The organism is Amycolatopsis dendrobii, from assembly GCF_014145675.1.
GTDB classification, from domain to species: Bacteria; Actinomycetota; Actinomycetes; order Mycobacteriales; family Pseudonocardiaceae; genus Amycolatopsis; species Amycolatopsis dendrobii.
The window spans coordinates 1-26,180 of sequence record NZ_JACGZW010000012.1 but is presented as its reverse complement, the minus strand read 5'-3'; the positions used below and the strand labels follow the sequence as shown (position 1 = coordinate 26,180).

Annotated in this window: 25 protein-coding genes and 1 pseudogene; 15 read left to right on the top strand and 11 right to left on the bottom strand. The window is 70.7% G+C overall.

The features are described 5' to 3' along the window. Positions 1-18: 18 nt before the first annotated feature. Complete coding sequence (gene hisG, locus H4281_RS32690) at positions 19-864, top strand: ATP phosphoribosyltransferase (protein WP_182894715.1); 846 nt, start codon at positions 19-21, stop codon at positions 862-864. A gap of 66 nt (positions 865-930) precedes the next feature. Here hisG and H4281_RS32685 read toward each other — a convergent pair whose 3' ends face one another. The 3 genes from H4281_RS32685 to H4281_RS32675 form a co-directional block, all read right to left on the bottom strand. Beyond that, positions 931-1,866, bottom strand: coding sequence for a ParA family protein (locus H4281_RS32685; RefSeq protein WP_182894714.1), 936 nt, complete (start codon positions 1,864-1,866; stop codon positions 931-933). A gap of 62 nt (positions 1,867-1,928) precedes the next feature. Then, the gene (locus H4281_RS32680) at positions 1,929-2,720 is read right to left on the bottom strand and encodes a thioesterase family protein (protein ID WP_182894713.1); all 792 of its coding nucleotides are present in this window, start codon (positions 2,718-2,720) and stop codon (positions 1,929-1,931) included. Further along, positions 2,720-3,610, bottom strand: coding sequence for a RecB family exonuclease (locus tag H4281_RS32675; protein WP_182894712.1), 891 nt, complete (start codon positions 3,608-3,610; stop codon positions 2,720-2,722). The genes H4281_RS32680 and H4281_RS32675 overlap by 1 nt, the downstream gene beginning before the upstream one ends. Positions 3,611-3,798: 188 nt before the next feature. Between H4281_RS32675 and H4281_RS32670 the strand changes: the two genes are divergently transcribed. The 4 genes and pseudogenes from H4281_RS32670 (at position 3,799) to H4281_RS32655 (ending at position 7,981) form a co-directional block, all read left to right on the top strand. Further along, entirely contained in the window at positions 3,799-4,536 is a 738-nt protein-coding gene (locus H4281_RS32670) for an AraC family transcriptional regulator (RefSeq protein WP_182894941.1), read from the top strand. A gap of 119 nt (positions 4,537-4,655) precedes the next feature. Beyond that, positions 4,656-5,758: pseudogene (locus tag H4281_RS32665) on the top strand (4-hydroxybenzoate 3-monooxygenase). 156 nt (positions 5,759-5,914) lie between these two features. Beyond that, on the top strand, positions 5,915-7,069 hold the full coding sequence (locus H4281_RS32660) for a M50 family metallopeptidase (RefSeq protein WP_182894711.1): 1,155 nt from the start codon (positions 5,915-5,917) through the stop codon (positions 7,067-7,069). A gap of 81 nt (positions 7,070-7,150) precedes the next feature. Beyond that, positions 7,151-7,981, top strand: coding sequence for a tRNA (adenine-N1)-methyltransferase (locus tag H4281_RS32655; RefSeq protein ID WP_037806487.1), 831 nt, complete (start codon positions 7,151-7,153; stop codon positions 7,979-7,981). Here H4281_RS32655 and H4281_RS32650 read toward each other — a convergent pair. Then, positions 7,978-8,436: a hypothetical protein gene (locus H4281_RS32650; RefSeq protein WP_182894710.1), complete on the bottom strand. Its 459-nt coding sequence runs from the start codon at positions 8,434-8,436 to the stop codon at positions 7,978-7,980. The two genes, H4281_RS32655 and H4281_RS32650, sit on opposite strands and share 4 nt — an antisense overlap. Next, positions 8,437-9,345: a hypothetical protein gene (locus H4281_RS32645; RefSeq protein WP_182894709.1), complete on the bottom strand. Its 909-nt coding sequence runs from the start codon at positions 9,343-9,345 to the stop codon at positions 8,437-8,439. Positions 9,346-9,685: 340 nt separating this feature from the next. On the opposite strand from H4281_RS32645, the gene arc reads away from it, so the two are divergent. Next, the gene (gene arc / locus H4281_RS32640; protein ID WP_043830447.1) at positions 9,686-11,488 is read left to right on the top strand and encodes a proteasome ATPase; all 1,803 of its coding nucleotides are present in this window, start codon (positions 9,686-9,688) and stop codon (positions 11,486-11,488) included. Between the two features lie 57 nt (positions 11,489-11,545). On the opposite strand, the gene H4281_RS32635 is transcribed toward arc, so the two are convergent. Next, the gene (locus tag H4281_RS32635; RefSeq protein ID WP_182894708.1) at positions 11,546-12,451 is read right to left on the bottom strand and encodes a DMT family transporter; all 906 of its coding nucleotides are present in this window, start codon (positions 12,449-12,451) and stop codon (positions 11,546-11,548) included. Positions 12,452-12,571: 120 nt separating this feature from the next. Between H4281_RS32635 and H4281_RS32630 the strand changes: the two genes are divergently transcribed. From H4281_RS32630 to H4281_RS32620, 3 genes are all read left to right on the top strand, one after another. After that, positions 12,572-12,910, top strand: coding sequence for a hypothetical protein (locus H4281_RS32630; protein ID WP_182894707.1), 339 nt, complete (start codon positions 12,572-12,574; stop codon positions 12,908-12,910). Between the two features lie 94 nt (positions 12,911-13,004). Beyond that, complete coding sequence (locus H4281_RS32625; RefSeq protein ID WP_182894706.1) at positions 13,005-13,928, top strand: aldo/keto reductase; 924 nt, start codon at positions 13,005-13,007, stop codon at positions 13,926-13,928. Between the two features lie 70 nt (positions 13,929-13,998). Continuing rightward, a complete protein-coding gene (locus H4281_RS32620; protein ID WP_182894705.1) occupies positions 13,999-14,622 on the top strand; it encodes a hypothetical protein in 624 nt (207 codons plus the stop codon). Here H4281_RS32620 and H4281_RS32615 read toward each other — a convergent pair. After that, positions 14,613-15,131, bottom strand: coding sequence for an NUDIX domain-containing protein (locus tag H4281_RS32615; protein ID WP_182894704.1), 519 nt, complete (start codon positions 15,129-15,131; stop codon positions 14,613-14,615). The genes H4281_RS32620 and H4281_RS32615 overlap by 10 nt on opposite strands. A gap of 40 nt (positions 15,132-15,171) precedes the next feature. Here H4281_RS32615 and dop point away from each other — a divergent pair, with 40 nt between their 5' ends. From dop to H4281_RS32590, 5 genes are all read left to right on the top strand, one after another. Then, the gene (dop, locus tag H4281_RS32610) at positions 15,172-16,674 is read left to right on the top strand and encodes a depupylase/deamidase Dop (RefSeq protein WP_182894703.1); all 1,503 of its coding nucleotides are present in this window, start codon (positions 15,172-15,174) and stop codon (positions 16,672-16,674) included. 89 nt (positions 16,675-16,763) lie between these two features. After that, positions 16,764-16,958 carry a ubiquitin-like protein Pup gene (locus H4281_RS32605; RefSeq protein WP_037806475.1) on the top strand — a complete coding sequence of 65 codons (195 nt, stop codon included), beginning with the start codon at positions 16,764-16,766 and terminating at the stop codon, positions 16,956-16,958. Positions 16,959-17,096: 138 nt separating this feature from the next. Then, a complete protein-coding gene (prcB, locus tag H4281_RS32600; RefSeq protein WP_182894702.1) occupies positions 17,097-17,960 on the top strand; it encodes a proteasome subunit beta in 864 nt (287 codons plus the stop codon). Positions 17,961-18,021: 61 nt separating this feature from the next. Then, complete coding sequence (prcA, locus tag H4281_RS32595) at positions 18,022-18,816, top strand: proteasome subunit alpha (RefSeq protein WP_182894701.1); 795 nt, start codon at positions 18,022-18,024, stop codon at positions 18,814-18,816. Positions 18,817-19,179: 363 nt separating this feature from the next. Then, positions 19,180-19,917 carry a transglutaminase domain-containing protein gene (locus H4281_RS32590; protein ID WP_182894700.1) on the top strand — a complete coding sequence of 246 codons (738 nt, stop codon included), beginning with the start codon at positions 19,180-19,182 and terminating at the stop codon, positions 19,915-19,917. Here the strand turns inward: H4281_RS32590 and H4281_RS32585 are convergent. The 4 genes from H4281_RS32585 to H4281_RS32570 all read right to left on the bottom strand — a co-directional run bounded on the left by H4281_RS32585 (position 19,896) and on the right by H4281_RS32570 (position 24,546). After that, a complete protein-coding gene (locus tag H4281_RS32585) occupies positions 19,896-21,131 on the bottom strand; it encodes an RNA polymerase sigma factor (RefSeq protein ID WP_182894699.1) in 1,236 nt (411 codons plus the stop codon). The two genes, H4281_RS32590 and H4281_RS32585, sit on opposite strands and share 22 nt — an antisense overlap. Continuing rightward, a complete protein-coding gene (locus tag H4281_RS32580; protein ID WP_182894698.1) occupies positions 21,124-21,474 on the bottom strand; it encodes a YciI family protein in 351 nt (116 codons plus the stop codon). The genes H4281_RS32585 and H4281_RS32580 overlap by 8 nt, the downstream gene beginning before the upstream one ends. 110 nt (positions 21,475-21,584) lie before the next feature. Then, entirely contained in the window at positions 21,585-22,820 is a 1,236-nt protein-coding gene (locus H4281_RS32575; protein ID WP_182894697.1) for an alpha/beta hydrolase, read from the bottom strand. Positions 22,821-23,106: 286 nt separating this feature from the next. Then, positions 23,107-24,546: a bifunctional phosphatase PAP2/diacylglycerol kinase family protein gene (locus H4281_RS32570; protein WP_246412489.1), complete on the bottom strand. Its 1,440-nt coding sequence runs from the start codon at positions 24,544-24,546 to the stop codon at positions 23,107-23,109. A gap of 205 nt (positions 24,547-24,751) precedes the next feature. Between H4281_RS32570 and pafA the strand changes: the two genes are divergently transcribed. Next, complete coding sequence (pafA, locus tag H4281_RS32565; RefSeq protein WP_009078177.1) at positions 24,752-26,110, top strand: Pup--protein ligase; 1,359 nt, start codon at positions 24,752-24,754, stop codon at positions 26,108-26,110. The last annotated feature ends 70 nt before the right edge of the window (positions 26,111-26,180 follow it).

Sequence of the window (26,180 nt, the reverse complement as noted above, 5' to 3'; positions counted from 1 at the left end):
GACCGAGGAGAAGAGCGAATGCTGCGTGTTGCCGTGCCGAACAAGGGAGCCCTCGCCGCCGCGTCGGCGGAGATGCTTTCCGAGGCGGGCTACCGCAAGCGACATGACGGCAAGGACCTGACCGTGCTCGACCCGGTCAACGAGGTCGAGTTCTTCTTCCTCCGCCCGAAGGACATCGCCATCTACGTCGGTTCCGGCGAGCTCGACCTCGGCATCACCGGCCGCGACCTGGCGCTCGATTCGGGAGCGCCGGTCGACGAGGTCCTCGCGCTCGGGTTCGGCGCCTCGACGTTCCGCTACGCCGCGCCCGCCGGCCGGGACTGGAAACCGGCCGACCTGCACGGAAAGCGGCTCGCGACGTCGTACCCGCGGCTGGTCCGCGACGATCTCGCGCGCCACGGCGTCGAGGCCGAGGTGATCCGGCTCGACGGCGCGGTGGAGATCTCGATCCAGCTCGGGGTCGCGGACGCGATCGCGGACGTGGTCGAGTCCGGCCGGTCGCTGCGGCAGCACAATCTCGTCGCGTTCGGGGAGCCGATCTGCGCGTCCGAGGCGGTCTTGCTGCAGCGGGCGGGCAGCGAAGGATCACGGGCCAAGTCGCAGCTGGCGGCCCGGCTGCAGGGCGTGGTTTTCGCGCAGCACTACATGATGCTCGACTACGACTGCCCGCGCGAGATTCTGGAGCGGGCCATTTCGATCACGCCCGGCCTGGAGTCGCCGACGGTGGCTCCGCTGGCGGACGAGAAGTGGGTCGCGGTGCGGGCGATGGTGCCGCGCAAGGAAGTCAACCGGATCATGGACGAACTGGCCGAGACCGGCGCGAAAGCCGTGCTGGCGTCCGACATCCGGTCTTGCCGGTTGTAGGAAACTGCTTGAGCAGAGGGCGTCTTCTCCTCGGAGGGGACGCCCTCTGTCGCATGTAGACGGTGGTCAGCGCGGGCGGTTCGGGCGCTTCGGCATCAGGTCGTACAGCTTCTTGCGCGCGCCGTTGTCGTTGACGTTGCGGGCGACCGCGACCTCGGAGATGAAATCCTCGAAGACGAACTCGTCGTCGGCCGGAACCTCGGTGGGGCCGGGGTTTTGCGCCAGGTACCCGTCCAAGGTCTCGGCGATTTCCCGGAACGACACCGCCTGGATGGTTTCCGGGGCGAACGTCGTGACCGGGACGCCGTGGGCCGCCGCCTCGTTCATCACGACGCCGAGCGGGACGTGCGACAGCATGGGGACGCCGAAGGAGTACATCTCCTGAAGCGCGGCCGCGGCGTAGTGCGAGATGGGGCGGCGGTAGAGACCGGGGACGATGCCGAACCAGGAGATCGGGGCGCGGCCGGTGGTTTGCTCGACGTAGCGCACCTGTTCCGACAGCAGGCGCAGCGCGCGGATGCTCGTCTTGTCCGGCTGGACCGGCACCAGGATCCCGTGCGACGCGGCCAGCGCGTTGTTCGTCAGCACGTCCTGGGCGGGCGGGCAGTCGATGATCACGTGGTCGTAGTGCGCGAACTGGATCACCCGCGCCAGCTGCCAGCCCGGCACCCGGAACTGGTCCAGCCTGCGGATCAGGTCGAACATCCCCGGCGACGTCGGGATCACGTCGAACGCACCGCCGCGGCCGAGGTTGCTGCGCGGATGCGGGACGGCCAGCTGCTCGATCGGGCCCTTCCACAGCTTGGTCAGCGCCTTCGCCAGGCTCGGCGCGTCCGCCGGGACCTCGTCCATGCCGAGCATCTCGGTCGTCGCGTGCCCCTGCGGGTCGAGGTCGACGAGCAGCACCCGCCTGCCGCGTTCGGCGAGGGCCGCCGCCGCGCCCACGCTCAGCGAGGTTTTGCCCACCCCGCCCTTCTGGTTGACCACCGAGGTGATCTGCATGCCGGAGCGCTCCCTTGTCGGTCGTTCCGCGAAGGCTATCGGACTTGCCCGCCGCGGCGCGCTCATCCGCCCCCGGCCTGTCGCGGACGCACCAGCAAAGCCTGCGCGCCGGTGCCGACCGGACCGGAACGATCGTGCAGCGTACTGGTCGCGGAGCCGATCCCGTGCGGTCCGACCAGCGTGACCGCGTCGAGCCCGATCCATTCGCCCTCGGGGATCCGGCGCAGGTGCACGGTGAGTTCCGAGTTGATGAACCACCACTGCGCCGTCGGCAGGAAGTGCGACACCCCGTTGCCGGAGTCGGCGATGGCGAACAGCCGCTGCAGACCCGTCGGCTCCTCGCCGTCGACCAGCGGATACCGCTGCCGCGCCCACACCGCGGCCGGACCCGGCGCGGAGATCGAGCCGCGCACCGAACGCCATTCGATCGCGTGCAGGTAGCCGCCCTGCCAGTCGTCCGGGAAGGCCGCCTCGCTGCCCGCGTCGGCCGCGGGCAGCAGCGGACCGCCGTCGGTGGCGACCTCGGCGGTGTCGGACGTCGCGATCCGCCATCCCGACGCCCGCGCGACCGTCCGGCCGTTCGCGGACAGCTCGGACTGGACCAATTCGACCGTGCGGCCCGGCCGTTCGACCCACGACCGCTGCTCCAGTTCGCCCACCGGAGCCGGGCCGAGGATCTCGACGGTCACCCGGGCCAGCTGCGCCGGATGCCGCGACTCCAGCTGTTCGAGCCCGCGCACGAGCAGCGCCGACGGCGGGCCGAAATGCTGCGCGCCGGGACTCCACGGGCCGGTGGTGTGCTCAGTCGCCTCGTACCGCTCGCCGCCGAGCGGGAGGAAGAACGCGTCGCCCATCAGTCGGCCCGGTCCAAGACCGTCTCCTCGCCCGGATCCGGCTCCGGCCAGCCCGGGTACTCCGGCGGCGTGCCGCCGAACTCCGGGCAGTGCGCCTGGTGGTCGCACCACGAGCACAGCCTGCCCTTGTTCGGCCGGAAATCGCCTGTCTTGCCTGCCTTCAGGATCGCCTGCCAGATCGCTTCCAGCGTGCGCTCGAACCGGACCAGCTCGGCCTCGTCCGGCGTGTAGGCCAGCGACTGGCCGTCGGTCAGGTACATCAGCTTCAGCTGCCGCGGGACGACCCCGCGCAACCGCCACAGCACCAGCGCGTAGAACTTCATCTGGAAGAGTGCTTTGGCCTCGCCGATTTCCCGGGGCGCGGCGCCGGTTTTGTAGTCCACGACCCGGATTTCGCCGGTCGGCGCGACGTCCACCCGGTCGATGTACCCGCGCAGCAGCACGCCCGAGCCCAGCTCGATCTCGACGTGCAGCTCGCACGCCTCCGGCTCCAGCCTGCGCGGATCTTCCAGCTCGAAGTAGGAATCAAGCAGCTTTTCGGCCGAGGCCAGCCACTTGTCGGTCTCCCCGGGTTCGCCGTCCGCGAACAGCTCCGTCCACTCCGGACTGTCGCTGGACAGCTCCGTCCAGGTCGGCGCGAGCAGCTCTTTCGCCCGAGGTGCGACGCGTTCGGCGGCGGGCAGCGCGAAAAGCCGCTCCAGGACCGCGTGGACGAGCGTGCCGCGCAGCTGTGCCCGGGTGGGCACCTCCGGCAGCCGGTCGACCGCGCGGAACCGGTAGAGCAGCGGGCACTGCTTGAAGTCGCTCGCCCGGGACGGCGACAACGCGGGCCGCCTCCTGGCAGGCGCGTCGCCCCCGGGAGGGGTGGTGACCGTGGCGGTGTCGGACATGGGGCAGAGCGTAACCCCGGGGTACGACAATTGTGTTCGCCCCGCCTTCGGCGGGGCGGGCGGGATCGCCTTCAAGCCGGCGATCCCGCGTTCGGGTCGGGTTGGGAGTGGCCGGCTGGGCGTGGCTGGATTGAGGGCAGGGGGCCTCGTGCGTGGGTAGGGTCGGTGCGGTGGGGAAGCCGGGCGGGATGACGCCGCAGGGGGCGGGGTGGCTGCCGGGCGGGTTTCGGATGGAGAGCCACTCCCATCCGAGCGGGCAGCTGGTGTACGCGGCCAGCGGGGTGTTCGCCACCACCACCGAGTTCGGGACCTGGGTCGCGCCCGCTGACCGCGTCACGTGGACTCCGCCGGGGTTCGAGCATTCCCACCGGTTCTACGGGCGCACGGACACGCGGATCCTCGCCATTCCCTTCGAGGAGTGCGCGGGGTTGGCCCGGCAGCCTCGCGTGTTCGCGGTGTCGCCGTTGCTGCGGGCGGGCATTATCGCGCTGACCGGCGAAAAGGAGCGGTCGGCCGAGGCGGCTCGCCGGGTCCGGGCGGTGGTGCTCTACGAGCTCGGGGAGGTTCCGGGGGAGCCGCTGCATCTTCCGGAGCCGCGCGACGACCGGTTGCGGGTCGTCGCCGAGCTGCTGCACGAGGATCCGGGGCGGGCCGAGACCCTGGCTGAACTGGGGCGCGCCGCGGGGGCCAGCGAGCGGACGCTCAGCCGGTTGTTCCATGCCGATCTCGGCATGAGTTTTCAGCGGTGGCGCACGGTGCTGCGGATCCACCACGCGTTGTTCCAGCTCACCGAGGGCGAATCGGTGACCGGCACGGCGATCGCGTGCGGGTGGGCGAATCCGTCGGCGTTCATCGGGGCGTTCACGGCGCTGGTCGGGCAGACGCCGGGGCGGTATCAGGCGGGATTGCGCGACCGCGGCGAGTAGCGGGAGCAAGTTGGCGGGTTTTCGTTATCGGGCGCCCGGTACTCGGTGGCCGCCGGTCCGCGGCCGGGAAGAGGGTGGTGGTCATCCAGTTCACCAGCACTCTTTCCGGGGAACGAAACATGACACAGGCAGACGCGAAAACCACCGTGGCCGTCGTGGGCGGCGGAGTGGCCGGGCTCGCGCTCGGCACATTCCTCCTCCGCAGCGGGATCCCTTGCGTGGTCTTGGAAAAGAACAGCCGCGAGTACGTCGAGCAGCGGCAGAGAGCCGGATCCCTCGACAGCCGCGGCGTGCGGACGCTGCGCGCTTGGGGAGCGGGCGAGGCTGTCGAAGGGCACGGCGAGCAGCGCGCCTGGCGGATGGACACCGGCGAGGACGGCGCGGGCGCGTTCATCCCGCAGCAGGTGCTCGTCCGGAACCTCATCCGGATTTTCCTCCGCGACGGCGGCGACCTCCGGTTCGAGGCGGAGGACGTCACGCTGGAAGGGCTCGGCACCGAACAACCCCGGGTGCGCTACCGGGACGGCGAGGGCGCCAAGGCGATCGACTGCGCGTTCGTCGCCGGTGCCGACGGCTTCCACGGCGTCAGCCGGACGGCGATTCCGGACGGATTTCTCGCCTGCCACAGCCACGAGTTCGGGTATGCCTGGCTGACCGTCATGGCGGAAGTGCCCGCCGATCCGGCGGCTGTGATGGCCGTGCATTCCCGGGGCTTCGCGGCGCGGATCACCCGCGGGCCGCACGCGAGCCGGATCTACTTGCAATGTCCGTCGACGACACCATCGGCGACTGGCCGGACGCGCGGGTCTGGGACGAACTCGGCACCCGGTTCGCCGCCCCGGTGCGGCGAGGGCCGATCGTGACGAAGCAGGTGGTGCCGTTGCGCGGGGTCGTGTTCAGTCCGATGCGCTACGGCAGGCTGTGCCTTCTCGGGGACGCGGCGCACCTGATTTCGCCGATGAGCGCGGAGGGGATGAGCCTCGCGCTGCACGACGCCGACGTGCTCGCGCACGCCATCGTCCATCAGGTGGAGAAAGACGATCCGAGCGTGCTGGAGAGCTATTCCGGCACCTGTCTGGCGCATGTCTGGGAGCGGCAGGCGGCGGCGGTCTGGATGACCGACGCGATGCACGACTCCGGTGACGCGTCGTATCGCGGCGAGTTCCGGAAGCAGGTCGCGCTCGCGAATCTGGAGAACCTCGTCACGCCGCGATCCGCCTGACCTGAGCGCGGGCCCGTGAAGGGGCCTTCGCGGGAATCAGGTTCCCTCAAGGGGCCCTTCACGGACCGGCCGGGCGGGCAGGGGCGAGACCGACACCACCCGTCCGGGGACACCGGGTCACCGGCTTCCCACACGCGGCCCCCTACGCTGTCCGGCATGGCCGCGACCAGTCAGCACGGCGCCGGGCCCGCCCGGCGCGCCGGCGGGGACGGCGGCCTGCTGCTGTTCCGGGTCGGCGGGGTGCCCGTTTTGCTCGCCCCGTCGTGGTGGATCGGCTCGCTGGTCATCGTGGTGCTCTACGCGCCGCTGGTCGGGCGGTTCCTGCCGGACGTTTCGACGCCGACCGCGTGGCTGCTCGCCGCCGCGTTCGCGGTGCTGCTCGGGCTTTCCGTGCTCGCGCACGAACTCGGGCACTGCCTCGTCGCGCTGCGGCTCGGGATCCCGGTCCGCAGGCTGCGGCTTTTCCTGCTCGGCGGACTGTCCGAAGTGGCCCGTACGCCGCGACGGCCGGGCCAGGAAGGGCTCGTGGCCGCGGCGGGGCCCGCGGTTTCGCTGGTGCTGGGCGGGTTCTGCTCGCTGCTGCTGTTCGCGGTGCCGCCGGACGGCGCGGTGTGGCTGCTCGTCGCGGAGTGCGCGGTGGCCAACTTCGCGGTCGGCTTCTTCAATCTGCTGCCGGGGTTGCCGCTGGACGGCGGACGCCTCGTGCGCGCCGGGGTCTGGGCGATGACCGGGTTGCGGGCCAAGGGAACCAAGGCCGCGGTCGCGGGCGGGGCGCTGGTCGCCACCGGGCTGATCGTCTGGGCGCTGCTCGGTCTGGCGATGCAGAGCCCGGACCGGTGGCTTCGGCTCGGCGTGTGCGTCGTGACGGCGTGGTTCGTGATCCTCGGCGCTCGCTCCGAGCTGGCGGCGGAAGCCCGGCGCGGCTGGCCCGCCGGGCTGGAACTGTCCGATTTGGTGCGTCCGGTCTTGCAGCTGCCCGCGGAAAGCCCGGTATCGGACGCGTTGGCGGCATCGGCGGGACGCGGGGTCGTGCTGGTGCGGGCGGACGGTGTCGCGGCGGGATTGCTGGACGAGCAGGCCGCGCAGCAGCTGGCGAGCGTCAGCCCGCACGCGCCCGCCGAGCAAGCGGCCGAGCCGATCCGTGCGGAGACCGTGCTGCTGGCGTCGGAGCCGGGGGAGGAGATCGCCGAACGCGTGCGCGAGACGCCTGCCTGGCAATTCCTCGTGGTCGACGACGAAGGCCGTCCGGCGGGCGTGTTGCGTCGCGAAGACCTGCGGACCGCGCTGATGCAGGGCCGTCGCGCCCAGTGAGAGGCACCCGCGCACGACGGGCGCGGGACGACCTGCGAGGATTCGACGTCGGCGTTCCGGGTTTTGCAGTGGAGGAAGAAGTTGTCGGTCAGCGGACCGTTTCGTGCAGGTGACCGGGTTCAGCTGACGGACTCGAAAGGCAGGCACTACACCCTCACGCTCGCCGACGGCGGCGAGTACCACACGCATCGCGGCGCCCTCGCGCACGACGACCTCATCGGCCGTCCCGAGGGCAGCGTGGTCACTTCGGCAGGCGGCAGCACGTATCTCGCGCTGCGGCCGCTGCTGCCGGACTACGTGCTTTCGATGCCTCGCGGCGCGCAGGTGATCTACCCCAAGGACGCCGCGCAGATCGTGATGTGGGGCGACATCTTCCCGGGCGCCCGCGTGCTGGAAGCCGGCGCCGGTTCAGGCGCGCTCACCTGTTCGCTGCTGCGCGCGGTCGGTCCGGCGGGACAGGTGTTCTCCTACGAGATCCGCGACGACCACGCCGAGCACGCCGAGCGCAACGTCGTGAAGTTCTTCGGCGAGAAGCCGGACAACTGGACGCTCACCGTCGCGGACCTGGCCACGCACACCGGCGAGGTCGACCGGGTCGTGCTGGACATGCTCGCGCCGTGGGACCAGTTGCCGAACGTCGCGGCGCACTTGGTGCCCGGCGGCGTGCTGACCGTCTACGTCGCCACCGTGACCCAGCTGTCGCGCGTCACGGAATCGCTGCGGGAGCAGCAGTGCTGGACCGAGCCGGAGTCGTGGGAAACGCTGATGCGGCCTTGGCACGTCGTCGGCCTCGCGGTCCGGCCGGACCACCGGATGGTCGCGCACACCGCTTTCCTGCTCACTGCCCGTCGTCTGGCCGACGGCACAGTGTCGCCGCGCGTTTCACGACGGCCCAGCAAGGGCAAAGGCTAACCAGGGACGCACCATCGGCCGTTCTCGCGCCGCAGCGGGAACGGTGTCTCCTTGTGCCCGCCGGTGCCTTCGACCCGGACGGTCACGGTCGCGTCGTCGCCCGCGATCGCCGGTGGTCCGGCCAGCGAGGCGCGAAGCGGGCCCGCGGCGTCCCATTTGGCTTGGAGTTCCTTCAGCGCCGCGGCAGTTTGCGGTTTGCAAGCGAGAGTGCCGAATTCGGCGGAGTCGGCGCGGGTGATCGCGTCGACGAGAGTGCGCGCGAGCGTCGCGATCGCGGCCTGATCCGCCGCGGGCGCGGGAGCCGAGGACGCGCTGGTGCGCGACGGCGGCGGGGGAGCGGGCGGTTCCGAGGCGGTGCGGGCGGGCCCCGGCAGGCCGATCGAGACCAAGCCGAGGACGCCGCCCGCGACAACGACTGCGAGCAGGCCGAGTGCCGTGCCGAGCCGGCGTCTCACCTAGTGGTCCGTGCTGACCTTCCCGAGGCACCAGGCCCCGCCCTGGCGCAGGGCGGTGAGGGTGCCGTCGGCGGTCTTGGTGGACGTGGTGACGTGGTACTTCACCGTCGCCTGGTCGCCGCTCTCCTGCGGGCTGCCGGTCAGCTCGAAGTGGATGCCCGAGGGCATCTTCTCGCTTCCCGGCTTCTGGCCCTTGGTGAGGCTGGTGCACAGCATCGAGAACAGCCCCTCGGTGTCGGAACTGTTGTACGCCTCGGACGCGGCCTCGAACAGTTCTCCCGAGGTCGGCTTCGCACCGGACGCCGCCGGGTAGTCGCCGCTGCCCGAGCCGGACGACGACGAGGTCGACGGGGACGACGACGAACTCCCGCTCGGTCCGCTGGACTGCGGGCCCGCGGCCGGAGCCGAGGACGACGCGGGCGGGGCGGCGACCTTGTCGTCCTTGTTGTCCCCGGTCAGCCAGATGACGAGGCCGGTGGCGCCGCCGAGGACGACCACTGCGGCGATCGCGACGCCGACGATCAGGCCGGTCTTCTTCTTTTTCGGCGGTTCCTCGCCGAACCCGCCGAACTGCCCGCCCGGCTGCTGCCCGAACGGCCCGCCGGGCTGTCCCTGCTGCCCGAACTGGCCGGGCTGCTGTCCGAACTGCCCGAACTGCTCCGGCTGCTGCCCGTACTGCTGGGGACCGCCCTGCTGCGGGTATCCGCCCTGGTAGGGGCCGCCCTGACCGGGAGTCCCGGGTCCGGGCGCGGCGGGAAACCCGCCGGACTGCGGCGGCTGCCCGCCCTGGTTCCATCCGCCCTGCTGAGGCTGCCCGTACTGCGGCTGGCCGCCGGGCTGCTGCCCGTACGGGTTCGGCTGCTGCCCGCCCTGGTCCCAGCCGCCGGGCTGCTGCGGCGGATAAGTCATCTCGGTTCCCCCTGCCGTGCTCGCGAAAGTCCAGGCCACGAGCGGAGCGTGGCCACCCGGGGATGCTAGCCAGCCGCGCGCCTTTCCGCGCAGCCAACCCGCAACTCGGGTTTCGCGGACGGCCCGGAGGGGCATCCGCAGTGCGTTCAGTTCCGCGTTGCGGAAACCCGCGCGGAGCGGATTCCCGTCCGCGGCACCGAATCGGCCGCTTGCGCTGCGCTCGCGGCCGTGCTTCTCCGGAAGAAAAAGCGCGACGCGCCGGTCTTGTGATGCGGAAAGGCCTTTTCTTGTCGGTGATCGCCGGTACCGTGGAATGAAAAGCACTCCGAGGAGGTGCCCGATGCATCATGACCTTCCCGGAGGTCGGCGCGAGGAGGCCGACCCTTCAGCAACCGGCGGAGCAGGGCAGACACCAGAGGAACAAGCCCGGCAGATCCGTTTTCTCGAGGAAGAAGTGGCGCTGCTGCGCCGCAGGCTCACCGATTCTCCGCGACAGAACCGCGTTCTCGAACAACGCCTCGCCGAGGCGTCGGAACGGGTGAGTCAGCTCACCGAGCGGAACACGAAACTCGTCGAAACCCTGCGCGAGGCGCGGGGTCAGCTGCTCGCCCTCCGCGAGGAGGTCGACCGGCTGGCCCAGCCGCCGAGCGGGTACGGGGTGTTCGTCGAGGCGTACGAGGACAACACGGTGGACGTCTACACCGCGGGGCGCAAGATGCGCGTCTCGGTGTCGCCCGCGGTGGAGGTCTCGTCGCTGCGGCGCGGGCAGGCGTTGCGGCTCAACGAGGCGCTCACGGTCGTCGAAGGAGGCGATTTCGAGCGCACGGGCGAGGTGTGCGCGCTGCGCGAAGTGCTCGCACCGGACGTCGAGGGCGGTGCCACGCGCGCTCTCGTGGTCGGCCACGCGGACGAGGAGCGGGTCGTCCTGCTTTCCGGTCCGCTCGCCGAGCAGCCGCTCAAACCGGGCGATTCGCTCCTGGTGGACTCCAAGGCGGGCTACGCCTACGAGCGGGTGCCGAAGGCGGAGGTCGAGGACCTCGTGCTGGAGGAGGTTCCGGACGTCCGCTACGAGGACATCGGCGGCCTGACCCGGCAGATCGAGCAGATCCGCGACGCCGTGGAGCTGCCGTTCCTGCACGCGGACCTGTACGAGCAGTACCAGCTGCGCCCGCCGAAGGGCGTCCTGCTCTACGGCCCTCCGGGCTGCGGGAAGACGCTCATCGCGAAGGCGGTGGCGAACTCGCTGGCCAAGAAGGTGGCAGAGGCCCGCGGCGACAACGCGGACGGCAAGTCCTACTTCCTCAACATCAAGGGCCCGGAGCTGCTGAACAAGTTCGTCGGCGAGACCGAGCGGTCGATCCGGCTGATCTTCCAGCGGGCGCGGGAGAAGGCCTCCGAGGGCACCCCGGTCATCGTGTTCTTCGACGAGATGGACTCGATCTTCCGCACCCGCGGGTCGGGCGTGTCCTCCGACGTGGAGACCACGATCGTGCCGCAGCTGCTGTCGGAGATCGACGGCGTCGAGGGCCTGGAGAACGTCATCGTCATCGGCGCCTCCAACCGCGAGGACATGATCGACCCGGCGATCCTGCGGCCGGGGCGGCTCGACGTGAAGATCAAGATCGAACGTCCGGACGCCGAGGGCGCGAAGGACATCTTCTCGAAGTACCTCGCCGAGGGCCTGCCGATCCACGCCGACGACCTGGCGGAGTTCGGCGGGGACCAGAAGGCGACCTTCGACGCGATGATCCAGCACACCGTCGAGCGGATGTACGAGGAGAGCGACGAGAACCGGTTCCTGGAGGTCACCTACGCCAACGGGGACAAGGAAGTCCTGTACTTCCGCGACTTCAACTCGGGCGCGATGATCCAGAACATCGTGGACCGGGCGAAGAAGTCGGCGATCAAGTCGGTGCTGGAGACCAAGCAGCCCGGCCTGCGCGTGCAGCACCTGCTGGACGCGATCGTCGACGAGTTCGCGGAGAACGAGGACCTGCCCAACACCACCAACCCGGACGACTGGGCCCGGATCTCCGGCAAGAAGGGCGAGCGGATCGTCTACATCCGCACGCTCGTCACCGGCAAGAACCAGGAATCGGGGCGGGCGATCGACACCGCCACGAACACCGGTCAGTACCTGTAGGACAGCGCGAACGCCGCGGGGCCGCCGGGGATCCTCCCGGCGGCCCCGCGGTGCGTCTCAGACGCGTTCCAGGACCGGTTGCCGCGCCCGGGAAAGCCGTCCGTGCGATGCCAGGATCCCGAGCACCACGAGCAGCGCCCCGACGGGTTCGTTCCAGTGCACCGGTTCGTCGAGGACCAGCACGCCGAGCAGAACCCCGACCACCGGAGTGAGGTAGGTCACAGCGGACGCGTTGGCGGCGCCCCAGGCGGTGGCGATGGCGGTGTTCCAGGTGTAGGCCACGCCGGTGCCGAGCACGCCGAGCGCCAGCATGGACAGCACCACGGCGAGGTTCAGATGCACCGGCTGCGCGGCGATCGCCGGCGTCGCGGCCAGCAGGACGACCGTGGCGAAACCGGTTTGCCCGAACGCGACGACGACCGGGTCCGGACCGCGGGGCGACACGAATTTCCGCAGATACACGAAAGCCAGGCCGTAACACGTGGTCGCGCCGAGGCAAGCGAGCTGGGCGAGGACTTCGTGGCTGAGGTCGATGCCGCGCCAGACGCCGACCAGTGTGAGCACCCCGGCGAAGCCGATGAGCAGTCCGGCGGTCTTCGGCCGCGTGAGCCGTTCCGCGGGCAGGGCGGCCGCGGCGAACAGCATGGTCAGCAGGGGAGTGGTGGCGTTGAAGATGCTGGCGAGCCCGGACGCCACGTACTGCTCAGCCCACGAGTACAGCAGGAACGGGCCCACGCAGAACAGCAGCGAAACCACCGCGAGATGCCCCCACAACGCCGGATCGCGGGGGAGCGAACGCCTGCGCAGCACCAGGAACGCGCCGAGCGTCAACGCGCCCAGCGCGACCCGCGCGAGCGCCACCTGAGCCGGCGACAGCCCTTCCAGGCCCACCTTGATGAACAGAAAACTCGCGCCCCACACCACGGCGAGCGCGACGAACCGGGCGGCGATGCCGAACCTCACTGAACCTCCGAAACGACCAGCGGACCTCTCCGGCCAGTCAACGTGCGCGCCACGCCCGGAGTCCAGCAGGTTTCGGTCACCGCGCTCGCCCTCGGTGTATAACGCCCTATACTGCGCCGCGTGAGCACAGACAACACCCGCCCGCGACCGCCGATCACCGAAGCCGACGTCCTTGCCTGGCTCGAAACGACCGCCGCCGCCGTCCAAGCAGGGAAACTCAACGCCAACGACCTGATCGACCTGCTGGGGGAGCTGCGCCGCGCCTCCGCGGCCTGCGCCGACGCATCCGACTGGGCACTCCTCGCCGCCCGCGAGGAAGGAGCCAGCCTCCGCCAAATCGCCCCGGTCTTCGGCAAAGGCTACGTCCGAGCACCCGCCGCCCGCCTCGAAAAACTCCACCGCCAAGCCCAAAACTCCAGCCAGTGGCTCGCCATCCTCCGGCACAAACAAAGTGTATAACGACCTATACATCTGGCGATGAAAAAGTGCTTCACGTCGCCTCGCCTAAGCTTCTCTGGCAATTCCTCAACCCAGCAAAGACAAGGGGACCCCGATGGACCGCATCGCGGTGGGGCTGGCCGCGCTCGGCCGTCCGGCTTACATCAATCTGGGGCGGGACTTGCCCGAAGTGCGGGACGTGCCGTCGATGCGAGCCGCGACGCACGAGGTGCTCGACGCGGCGTACGCGGCGGGAGTGCGGTGGGTCGACGTCGCGCGGTCTTACGGCCGTTCGGAGGAGTTTCTCGGCAGCTGGTTGGCTGAACGCGGACACGGGAACGTCACGGTGTCCAGCAAATGGGGCTACCGCTACGTGGGCGAGTGGCGGCTCGACGCGGATGTCCACGAGGTCAAGGAACACACGCTGCCGCGGTTCCGCGAACAGTGGGCGCAGACGCGGGAACTGCTGGCCGGGCACGTGCACCTGTACCAGGTCCATTCGCTCACTGTGGACAGTCCACTTTTCACTGATCCGGCGCTGATCGACGCGCTGGCCGGGCTTTCCGGCGACGGCGTCGAGGTCGGCTTCTCAACATCCGGACCAGCGCAGGCGGACGTGGTGCGCCGGGCGTTCGAGCTGGAATCGGCCGGACAGCCGGTGTTCACGTCGGTCCAGTCCACTTGGAACGTTTTCGAGCCGTCGGTCGGCCCGGCGCTGGCCGAGGCGAAGGCGGCGGGGAAACGGGTGCTGGTCAAGGAAACTCTCGCGAACGGGCGTCTCGTCGCGGAAGCCCCGGAGCCGCTGCGGCGGATTGCCGAGGCGCACGGCGTCGGCCCGGACGCGATCGCGGTGGCCGCGGTGCTCGGGCAGGAGTGCGCTCCGGTGGCGGTGCTGGGCCCGTCGAGCCCGGCGCAGCTGGCCGCGAACCTCGCCGCCACGCGGGTCCGGTTGAGCGACGAGGACCGCGCTGTCCTGGGGCGACTCGCGCAGGACGCGCGCGAGTACTGGGCGCATCGATCCCACCTCGGGTGGAGCTGAGCGATTGCATTACCCTCGGGGCCCAGCATGGCCCGGGGCGGACGGGCAACACTGAGCGCGGAGGGGCAACGTGCGTCGTCGGCAAGTGCCAGCAGTCGCTGTGCTGGTCGGGCTGGGCGCGCTGGCCGGGCTCGCCGGATGCGGCAACCGGCCCAACAATCTCGAGACCTACTACGACGATCCGGCTCCGGCTCCCGGCACGAGCGCTCCGGTCGCGCCGCCGGTGTCGCGCGCGGTCGATCCCCCGGTCGTTTCCTCTTCGGCGGCACCGGATCCGCGGCGCGCGGAGGCGGCTTTGCTGTCCGATCCAGACGTTGCCGAGGAGGGCGTGGCTCCGGGTTCGGGCCGCGTTTCGGGGTGTCTGAGCGGATTGGCCGCGGGTGAGCGCAAGTCGGTGAGCTGGGTGTATCCGAGCGGTTCGGCGTTGACGCACGAGGTCACGGCGTACGCGGACCGTTCGGCTGAGGATGTCGTGGCGGGCACGCAGTGCGCGGGTGCGGTGGTGTCGTTGCCGCCGCAGCCGGGGATCGCTGTGCAGCGGGCGTGGTGCGAGGGCTCGACGTGCGCGGTGTTGGTGGCGAAGGGGAATCTGGTGTCGGCGTTGAGCGTCGCGGCCAGCACCCCGGCGCGGGCGCAGGACGCGGCGAAGCGGTTGCTGCCGAAGATCGCGGCCAAACTCAACGCTCAGCCGTAACGGCGGAACCATTCCTGGACGCCTTCGCGGCCGTCCGGGATGAACGGCGGCTCGGGCTCGGCGGCGAAGACCCAGGCGCGGAGTTCGTCGAGCGGCATCCAGTGGCCTTCGACGATTTCCTCGGCCTGGAGCCGGACCGGGCCGTCCCAGCGGACTTCGAAGGCGAAGTTGTGGCAGCGGATCGAGCCGTCGTCGTAGATTTTGGTGAACAGCGGTTCCGGTTCCACTCCGTGGACGCCGAGTTCTTCGGCGAGTTCGCGGCGCGCGCAGTCGGCGGGAGTTTCGCCCGCGGCGACGACTCCGCCCGCCCAGCAGTCCCAGGTGGCGGGGAAGACGTCCTTGTCCGCGGCGCGGAGGTGCACGTAGACCGACCGGCCGTCGCCCGATCGGACGAGAACGACGCCGGCGGCGTGCCAGAGTCCTTCCGCCCGCACGCGGGAGCGGAGGGCCTCGCCTGCCGCGTGGCCTGCGTCGTCATAGAGGGCAACGAGTTCGTCACTGCCTGGCATGGGGGCATCGTCGCACGCGTCTAACCCGTAGGGTGGTGGCATGCGTCGGATCATGGGAACCGAAGTCGAGTACGGCATCGCCGTGCCCGGGGACGCCACGGCGAACCCGGTGCTCACCTCGACTCAGGTGGTGCTGGCCTACGCCGCGGCTGCGGACATCCCGAGGGCGCGCCGGGCGCGCTGGGACTACGAGGTGGAGTCGCCGTTGCGCGACGCGCGCGGGTTCGACTTGACCGGGCCGGGCGGTCCTGGGCACGACCCGGACGTCGAGGACCTCGGCGCGGCGAATGTCATCCTCACCAACGGTGCGCGGTTGTACGTGGACCACGCGCATCCGGAGTACTCGGCGCCTGAGGTCACGAACGCGCGGGACGCGGTGATCTGGGACAAAGCGGGCGAGCGGGTGATGGAGGAGGCCGCGTTGAAGGCGGCCACCGTTCCGGGGCAGCCGCCGTTGCAGCTGTACAAGAACAACGTGGACGGCAAGGGCGCGAGCTACGGCACGCACGAGAACTACCTGATGCAGCGGTCGACGCCGTTCACCGCGGTGATCGGCGGGCTGACGCCGTTCTTCGCCTCGCGGCAGGTGATGTGCGGTTCCGGCCGGGTCGGGATCGGGCAGCAGAGCGAGGAGGCGGGTTTCCAGCTTTCGCAGCGCTCGGACTACATCGAGGTCGAGGTCGGGCTGGAGACCACGCTCAAGCGCGGGATCATCAACACGCGCGACGAGCCGCACGCGGACGCGGACAAGTACCGGCGGCTGCACGTCATCATCGGGGACGCGAACCTGTCGGAGTACTCGACGTATCTGAAGGTCGGGACGACGGCGCTGGTGCTGGACCTGATCGAGGCCGGCGTGCGGTTCGACGACCTGAAGCTGGACGAGCCGGTGCGGGCGGTGCACAAGATCAGCCACGACCCGACGCTGAAGACGAAGGTCGAGCTGGCGAACGGGAAGAAGTTCACCGGGCTGGACCTGCAGTTCGCCTATCACGAGCTGGCGGCGGCGAATCTCGAGCGCACGGGCGCGGACGAGGCGTCGAAGGAAGTGCTGCGGGTGTGGGGCGAGATCCTGGACGCGCTGGCGCGGGATCCGCAGGAGTGCGCGGACCGGCTGGACTGGCCCGCCAAGCTGCGGCTGCTGGAGGGGTACCGGGAGCGGGACCAGCTGGCCTGGGGCGCGCCGCGGCTGCGGCTGGTGGACCTGCAGTATTCGGACGTGCGGCTGGGGAAGGGCCTGTACAACCGGCTGGTGACGCGGGGTTCGATGAAGCGGCTGGTCACCGAGGAGGAGGTGCAGGCGGCGATCACGAATCCGCCGTCGGACACGCGTGCCTACTTCCGGGGCCGGGCGCTGGAGAAGTACGCGTCGTCGATCGCGGCGGCGTCGTGGGATTCGGTGATTTTCGACGTGGGCCGGGAGTCGCTGGTGCGGATCCCGACGCTGGAGCCGTTGCGGGGGACGAAGGCGCACGTCGGGAAGCTGCTGGACGCGGCGGCGACGGCGGAGGAGCTGGTGGAGGCGATCACCGGTTCGGACTAGCGCGATCCCGGCGTTTCGGGCCGCTGGAAGGCCCTTTTCGTCGGTACCGCTGGGTAGGCTAGGGAACATCGGCCAGACCGGGAGGCGAGATGGCGCAGGAGAAGATCGAGAAGCACGGCGGCGGCGATTCCGACGAGGAGTTCGACGACGCCGGCGGGGCGGGCCAGGAGCGGCGGGAGAAGCTCGGCGAGGACGTGGACACGATCCTCGACGAGATCGACGACGTGCTGGAAGAGAACGCCGAGGACTTCGTCCGCGCTTACGTGCAGAAGGGCGGCGAGTAGCCGTCCGCCCGTCGCGGCCGCCCCGGGTGCGGGGCGGTGCGGCGGGCGCGCTGGGCCGGAGGTTTCGCGCGGTGGCGCCGGGGGCAGGTTGTGCTCGGCGTAGCCGGGCACGGGATGAGATGGGAACCGAGAGCACGTATGGACAACACCTCCTCTGGGGCGGGTTTTTCCGGGCCCGGACTGCCGTCGGCCTACTTTTCGCCGGCGACGTCGTCGTTTGCGGATTTCGTGCGCGCGACCGCGCCGGAGCTGCTGCCCGCGCGGCGGGTGCCGGCGGGCGCGGCTGAGCTGGACGCGCCGCACGGCACGACGATCGTGGCGGTCGCGTTCGCCGGCGGGGTGCTGATCGCCGGCGACCGGCGGGCGACGTCGGGGAACCTGATCGCGAGCCGGGACATCGAGAAGGTGCACGTCACGGACGAGTACTCGGCGGTGGGCATCGCGGGGACCGCGGGGCTGGCCGTGGAGATGGTCCGGCTGTACGCGGTGGAGCTGGCGCATTACGAGAAGATCGAGGGCGTTTCGCTTTCGCTGGACGGCAAGACGAACAAGCTGGCCGGGATGGTGAAGGCGAATCTGGAGATGGCGATGGCGGGCCTGGCGGTCGTGCCGTTGTTCGTCGGGTACGACCTGGAGGCCGAGGACGCGAAGCACGCGGGCCGGATCGTGTCGTACGACGCGGCGGGCGGGCGCTACGAGGAGCACGCCGGGTACGCCAGCGTCGGTTCGGGTTCGCTGTTCGCGAAGTCGTCGCTGAAGAAGCTGTACGACCCGGACGCGGATGTCGACGCGGCGGTGCGGACGGCGCTGGAGGCGTTGTACGACGCGGCGGACGACGACACCGCGAGCGGCGGGCCGGATCTGGTGCGGCGGATTTTCCCGAACGTCATCACCATCACCGCGGAGGACGGCGCGGTGGTGCTTCCCGCGGAGCGGACGGGAGCGGTGGCCGAGGCGGTGGTGGCCGGGCGCGCGGAGCGCAATCACCACCGGCCGGTGTGAGGCCGCCGATGTCCGCTGAATCAATGACTGCCGAGTTTTCGGAGAACGTGGAGCCGACACCGTGACGATGCCGTTGTATGCCTCTCCCGAGCAGTTGATGCGGGAGCGTTCCGAGCTGGCGCGCAAGGGGATCGCGCGGGGCCGGAGCGTGGTGGTGCTGAAGTATTCCGGCGGGGTGCTGTTCGTCGCGGAGAACACTTCGGCGACTTTGCACAAGGTCGCGGAGATCTACGACCGGATCGGGTTCGCTGCGGTGGGCCGGTTCTCGGAGTTCGAGAATCTGCGGGTGGCGGGGATCCGGCACGCGGATCTGAAGGGTTACCAGTACGACCGGCGGGATGTGAGCGCGCGGGCGCTGGCGAACGCTTACGCGGCGACCCTGGGCAGCATTTTCACCGAGCAGTTGAAGCCGTTTGAGGTGGAGGTCTGCCTGGCGGAGGTCGGGGCGACCGCGGCCGAGGACCAGTTGTACCGGTTGACGTTCGACGGCGGGATTTTCGACGAGTCGCCGTTCGTGGTGATGGGCGGCCAGACGGACACGATCAGCGCGAAGCTGAAGGACGTCGTGGATCCGGAGCACGATCTGCGGACGGCGCTGGCGTCGGCGATCGAGGGGTTGCGGGCGACCGCGACGCCGAACGGCAATGGCGCGGCGGCCGAGACGGAGATCAAGCTCGAGGTCGCGGTGCTCGACCGGGCGCGGCCGCGGCGGGCGTTCCGGCGGTTGTCGGGGGCGGCGCTGGAGGCGTTGCTGCCGGCGAAGGAGGAGCCTGCCGAGAAGCCGGACGAGTCCGGCGAGGGCGACGGCAAGGACTCGGGTTCCGGCAAGGGCGAGGGTTCGGCCGAGAAGGAATGACGTGGCGCGCTGAGGTTTCTCGGTAGCCGTTGCGCGCGGTCCGCTGGACTACGGCAGGTCGCGGCGCGGTTTGCTTCCGCCGAAGTCCGTGAGGGGCTCCTTGAGGGAAACAGATTTCCTTCAAGGAGCCCCTCACGGACGTCCACAGTGCGGGGCCGTCCCCTCGGCCGGAGGGAATGCCGTGCACTGTCGATACCGCATCCGCTACTGAGAAGTCTCAACGCAGGAGTGCGGCGGGTTCGTGTTCGGGCCCGCGGATCTTCGTGAGGGGAACGGGCAGCGAGGCCGCGCTGTCGAGAGACTCGCACTGTGGGCCGTCGGGTAACCCCGGTGGCCCGCAGTCGTTTTCGGGATACTGGCGTGGTGACGTGTGCGCTGGTGACTCCGTGGTGGCGTCGTCGGGTCGCCGGGGACGATTCCGCCGTGGGCGGCGTGCTCCCGACTCCGATTCTCGACTGGCGCGGTCCGCTCGTGCAGTCCCTGGTGCGGGAGACCGCGTCCGCGGACCAACTGGCCGGGTTGCGGGCGGCGCATCGGTTGATCGCCGGCGCGGTGCGGCCGGTGTACGCGGTGCAGGAGCGGCAGCCGATTTCGCGGACGCTGCGGCGCGGGCGGGGTTCGTGCAGTCAGCGGCTGGCGATTCTGGAGGGAGTCGCGCGGGCGCAAGGGATTCCGACGCGGGTGCGGGGTCTGCTCGTGGACGGCCGGTTCTGGTATCCGCGGTTCCCGCGGCTGAAATACCTCGTCCCGTCGCAGGTGCTGGTGGCGTGGCCGGAGTTCGGGATCGACGACAGCTGGGTTCCGGTCGGGGAGCTGTTCGGGCAGTTGACCGACCTGGCGGCGAGTCCGGGATTCTCCAATGACAGCGGGGAAACGCTGTTCGACGCGGTGTCCCGCACAGCGATCGACTGGGACGGGGTCACCTGCGAGACCGGCGGCGCGTGCGGTCTGTCCGCGACCGTGCTGGCGGATTTAGGCCGGTTCGATTCCCGCGACGAGTTGTTCCGGCGGCACGGTCAGACGCTGTCCGGTCCGGTGACGAGGCTCGTCGACCCGGTGCTCAGCCGGTGGGCGCCGCGTCAGAGCGCCTCCAGCCGCTGACGCAGATGCGCGCGTTCCGGCTCGGTTCCCGCGCTGGCCAACGCTTCCCGGTACGCCGCTGCTGCTTCGTCGTCGCGGCCGAGGCGGTGCAGCAGGTCTCCGCGAGCCGCGGCGTACGGGTGGTATCCCTGCAACCGTGGTTCGTCGGCTAATCCGTCCAGGAGTTTCAACCCGGCTTCGGGCCCGTCGCGCATCGCGACCGCGGCCGCCCGGTTGAGCGCGACAACCGGGGTCGGCGTGAGCGTCAGCAGGATGTCGTACAGCGCAACGATCTGTGGCCAGTCGGTGCGCGCGACGTCCGGTGCTTCGGCGTGGAGCGCGGCGATCGCCGACTGCACCCCGTACGGCCCGGGCGGGCCGCCGGTCAGCGCGACCGGCACCAGCGCGCGGCCTTCGTCGATCAGCGCCGCGTCCCATGCGGTCCGGTCTTGGTCTTCGAGCAGGACGAACTCGCCGTCGGACCCGGTGCGGGCCGCGTGGCGGGCGTGGACCAGCAGCAGAAGCGCGAGCAGTCCGGTGATTTCGCGTTCGTCCGGCAGCAGGCGGTGCAGGATCCGGGCCAGCCGGATGGCTTCCTCGGCCAGGTCCGGACGCTGGATGTCCGGTCCGGAGCTGGCCGCGTAGCCCTCGGTGAACAGCGAGTACAGCACTCGCAGCACGCCGGGCAGCCGGGCGCGCAGCTCGTCGCCGGAGGGGACGCGGAACGGGATGCGGTGGTCGCGGATCCGGTTCTTGGCCCGCACGATCCGCTTCGCCATCGTCGCGGTCGGCACGAGGAACGCACGCGCCACCTCGGGCGTCGTGAGCCCGGCCAGGCAGCGCAGGGTGAGCGCGAGCCGGTCCTCTGCGGCGAGCGCGGGATGCGCGCAGGTGAAGAACAGCTGGAGCCGGTCGTCGGGCAGGTCGCCGTCGGCCCCGGGCGGCGGGGGAGGGTCGCTGCGGTCGGATTCCGCTTGCAGGACGGCGAGTTTCGCCGCGTACGCCTGGTCCCGGCGCAGCCGGTCGACGGCCTTGCGGCGCGCGGTCGTCATCAGCCACGCGCCGGGTTTCGGCGGGACGCCGTCGACCGGCCAGCGCACCAGCGCGGCCTCCACCGCTTCGGCGGCGACCTCTTCGGCCAGGTCGAGGTCGCCGAAACGGCGGACGAGCGCGCCGAGCAGGCGGCCGTGCTCCTCGCGGAACACGGCCGCCGCGGACGCTCGAGCGTCAGGCATCGAAGTCGGCGATCGGGCGCACCACGACCGAACCGTCCCGCGAACCGGGGCAGCGTGCGGCCCAGTCGAGCGCCGCGTCGAGGTCGGGGACGTCCAGCACGTAGAACCCGCCCAGCAGTTCGCGGGTCTCGGCGAACGGGCCGTCGGTCGTGATCGACCGCTCGCCGTCCGGGCCCACCTGGACCTTGGTCGCGGTCACGAGATCGGCGAGCGACTCCCCGCTGACGAACACCCCCGCGTCGCGGACTTCCTTGTCGTAGGCCATCCAGTCGGCGGGCTCGCAGCCGGCGGCGCCGCCCTGCTCAGTGGCCGCGGAAGCGTGGATCAGCAGCAGGTACTTCATGGTCGGGCTCCTTCGTCGGTCAGGGCGGCCGGAGTGCCGCACTGACCTCACCACGAACGGCGCCCGCCCGGATGGACAGGGCCCGGAAGATATTTTTCCGGACAATCCGCTCAGGAGGAGGCAGGTGCGGTGCGGAAGTTCTGATCGGCGAAGGCGAGCATGTAGGGGAGCGTCGCGCGGGCGGTGTGCCAGGTGTGGTTGAACCCGCGTTCGGCGTGCACCACGACCTCCTGGCCGCGCCGCTGCAGCGATCCGGCGATGCGGTGCGCGGTCGCGACGTCGGTCGGCGCGCCGGTGCCGACGGTCAGCATCACGGCGATCTTCTGCGGGAACGGCATCGTCGGGATGTAGCGGCGCGGGGTGTTGGCCGCGATCGCCGCCTGGTTGCCGCCGAGGACGCCGACCGAGTCGTTCAGGTCGTCGTACGGCAGCGAGATCAGCAGCGTGCCGAACTCGTCGAGGTGGTGCAGCCCGATGTTCAGCGCGCCGAAGCCGCCGCCGGACATGCCGCCGAGCGCGCGGTGGCCGCGGTCGGCGAAGGTGCGGTAGTGCTTGTCGACCGACGGGACGATGCTGCTGGCGAGGTACGTCTCCAGCTGCGGGCCGCCCGGGACGTTCAGGCATTCCCAGTCGGTGCTCGGCCGGTTGGCGGTGAGGTCGACGCTCACGATGATCATCGGCTGGATCACGTTCGCGTCCTCGAGGCTTTTCAGCGTCTGCGGCGCGGAGCCGGAGGTGAGCCAGTCGCGCGGCCCGCCGTAGGGGTAGCCGTGGATGAGGTAGACGACCGGGTAGCGCTTGGCCGCGTTCGCCGGATCGTGGTAGCCGGCCGGGAGGACGACGTAGTTCTCGCCGTTCTGCACGCCGTGCGCCGGGTCGGGCACGTTCAGCACCTCGGTGCTGCCGTTGGCTCCGGACGGGGCCGCCGGGCGGGCGGAGGTGGGGGAGCTGCCGCTTTTGCCTCCGCTGGAACTGTCGGCGGTGCTGGGGTCGGAGTCTTCGGCCGGGTCGTCGCTGGTGCTGCGCAGAAGGGTGCCCGCGACGTTCATCGCGCCGGAACCGCGCTGCAGCAGCCTGCCGAGGTCGCTGGGCGTGCGGACGTAGCCGACGTAGCTGTTCACCGCGGTGACCGCGGCGATCAGGAACAGCGCGATCGAACCGTTGATGCCCCAGCGGCGCACGCGGCGGCGGTGCGCGAGCGCGATGGTGACGGCGAGGACCGCCGCGGCGGCCCCGGCGAACGCGAGCCACAGCAAGGGGGATTCGAGCGGCCCGAGGTCCCTCGCCTGGGAGGTGACCGACGGGGGCAGGACCGGGTCGACAGCCTGCGGGAGCAGCCGGGTCATCCGCGGCCTGCCGGAGACGGGCAGCTGCGACCGCGGGAGGTAAAACGCACTGAGTAGACCCCTGCCGTGAACTCGTGCGGACAGGGCAGTCCGCACCTCGAAGATCACGCTATTGAGGGCTCGCTGTGGATTCGTTGAGAGAAGGTAAAGGAATAGTCAAGAACCGTCGTCGAGAAGGCTAGCTGACGGCAAGCGCGCAGGTCAGCGCCGGAGTACCGGGCACCGGAGGGTAAAGAACCCGGTGCCCGGTCGGGCGTTCTCCGAGGGACCTTAGGGCAAAGCGCGGTCAGGAGTCACTGTCCGGGTTCCGGTAGACGGTCAGCGCGCTCGGCCGCGACCGGAACCGGAACTCCCGCCCGAGCGGCCCGACCTCGCCGTCGGTGGCGACCCGGCGGTTCCCGTCGAGCAGCCGGACGTGCAGCTCCGGCAGGTCCCGCTGCCGGTAGACGTGGCTCGCGTGCAGGCTGTTGGTGAGGCTCGCCAGCACGAACCGGATCCGCGACCAGCGCACGTCGGCCCGCACGTACCGCACGTCGAGCAGGCCGGTGTCGAGCGCCGGGCGCCGCGACGGCGCGAACCCCTTCGGCGCGTACGTGCCGTTGCCGACGAAGATCAGCCACACCTGCGTCGGCTTCCCGTTCAGCTGCACCCGCAGCGGTTTCGCCCGCCGCATCGCCCGCACCAGCGCGATCGCCGCGGACGGCCACTTCGGGAAACGGGTCTGCAGTTTTTCCCGCAGCCGCACCATTTCCGGGTACCCGCCGAGACTGGCGGTGTTGACGAACCAGCGGTGCTCGGGCTCGCCGGCGCCGTCGATCTCGACCTCGGCCAGGTCGATGCCGACGGCGTGCCCGCCCTCGGTCGCCTCGTCCGCGTCCGGCATCGACCGGACCCCGACGTCGCGGGCGAAGTGGTTGAGCGTCCCGGCCGGGATGAGCGCGAGCGGCAGCCCGCGTTCGGCGGCGACCGACGCCACGGCCGCGACCGTGCCGTCCCCGCCCGCCACGCCGAGCGCGCGGACCGAACCGTGCGCCTCGATCTCGTCGGCGAGCTGCTCGCGCAGATCCCGCGACGGGTCCGGGTAGATCAGCGACGCCTTCGGCCACGCGTACCGGACGTCCTCGGTCGGGTCCTGGCCGTTGACGCCCGAATGCGGGTTCACCAGTGCGAGCATGTCCTCGCCGTCGCGCATCTCCGGCGCCTGCGCCGAGTGGGCGGTGCGGGCGCGGACGTCCGGGTGCAGCGGCCACCAGTGCCGGGTCAGCACCGCGATCCCGGTCCCGATCGCGAGCCCCGCGGCGACGTCGCTCGGCCAGTGCACGCCGGTGTGCACCCGCGAGTACGCGACCGCGCCGGCGAGCGGCACGATCGCCAGCCCGGCCCGCGGCGACTCCATTCCGACCGCGGCCGCGAACGCGGCGGCCGAAGCCGAATGCCCGGACGGGAACGACGACGACGTCGGCCGTTTGCGCAGCTGACGGTGCGCGGGAACTTCTTCTTCGGCCGGACGGCGGCGCGGGAACAACGGCTTCGCGACCAGGTTCGCCGCGGCGCTCGCCCCCGCGACGGCGGCGATCCCGCGCAGCGCGCCCCGCCGCGCCGGGCCCTTCCGGACCGCCAACACGGCCGCCACGCCCCACCAGAGCCGCGATTTGTCCGCACTTCGGGACAACGCGGTCACCACGTTGTCGGCCCGGGTGCGCGGCAGCGCCGCACTGCGCCGCATCAGGGCCCGGTCCCGCCGCCCTACCTGCCGGAACGCCCGGCCGACCTGCTGGAACACTCTCGTCCACCTCCGCTGGCCGCGCCGGATCGCCATCCGGTCCCGGAGACCGGTTTCCGCCGCAATGTCACCACTTGCAACGTACCGACCGCGTGTCGCCGCCCGAACGGCGCACCTTCCGCGGGGGTCCAGCGCCTACTCTGGTGGGATGCAGCGGCGGATCTTTGGCATCGAGACCGAGTTCGGGGTCACGTGCACCTTTCACGGCCAGCGCAGGCTCTCGCCCGACGAGGTCGCGCGCTACCTCTTCCGGCGGGTCGTCTCGTGGGGACGCTCGTCCAACGTGTTCCTGTCCAACGGCTCCAGGCTCTACCTCGACGTGGGCTCGCACCCTGAATACGCGACGGCCGAGTGCGACGACCTGACCCAGCTCGTCACGCACGACAAAGCAGGCGAGCGGATCCTCGAGGACCTCCTCGTGGACGCCGAGCGCAGGCTCGCCGACGAGGGCATCGGCGGCGACATCTTCCTGTTCAAGAACAACACCGACTCCGCGGGCAACTCCTACGGCTGCCACGAGAACTACCTGGTGACCCGGGCCGGGGAGTTCTCCCGGATCGCCGACGTGCTGCTGCCCTTCCTCGTCACCCGCCAGCTCATCTGCGGCGCGGGCAAGGTCCTGCAGACCCCGCGCGGCGCGGTGTACTGCCTCTCCCAGCGCGCCGAGCACATCTGGGAGGGCGTCTCCAGCGCCACCACCCGGTCGCGGCCGATCATCAACACCCGCGACGAACCGCACGCCGACGCCGAGCGCTACCGGCGCCTGCACGTCATCGTCGGCGACTCCAACATGGCCGAGCCCACCACGATGCTCAAGATCGGGTCGGCGAACCTCGTGCTCGAGATGATCGAGGCCGGGGTCCAGTTCCGCGACTTCACCCTGGACAACCCGATCCGCGCGATCCGGGAGATCAGCCACGACCTCACCGGACGCCGCCAGGTCCGCCTCGCCGGCGGGCGCGAGGCGTCCGCGCTGGACATCCAGCGGGAGTACCACGCCCGCGCCGTCCAGCACCTGAAGGAGAACGGGTCCACGCCCGCGAACGAGCGCGTGGTGGAGCTGTGGGGCCGGGCGCTCGAAGCGGTCGAGGAGCAGGACTTCAGCAAGATCGACACCGAGATCGACTGGGCGATCAAGCACCGCTTGGTCGAGCGGTACCGGGCCAAGCACGACCTGGACCTGTCCAGTCCGCGAGTGGCCCAGCTCGACCTCGCCTACCACGACATCCGCCGCGGCCGGGGCATCTTCGACCTGCTGCAGCGCAAGGGACTCGTCCGCCGCGTCACCGACGACGGCGAGATCGAGGCGGCCAAGGACACCCCGCCGCAGACCACCCGGGCGAAACTCCGCGGCGACTTCATCGCGGCGGCGCAAGCGGCCGGCCGGGACTTCACGGTCGACTGGGTGCACCTGAAGCTCAACGACCAGGCACAGCGGACCGTGCTGTGCAAGGACCCGTTCCGGTCGGTGGACGAACGAGTGGAACGGCTGATCGGATCGCTGTGACTCGGCCCCGGCTCCGCCGGGCGCCCGGATCGTCGGTCGTGGAGGGGCTCTGAGGGAATCAGATTCCCTC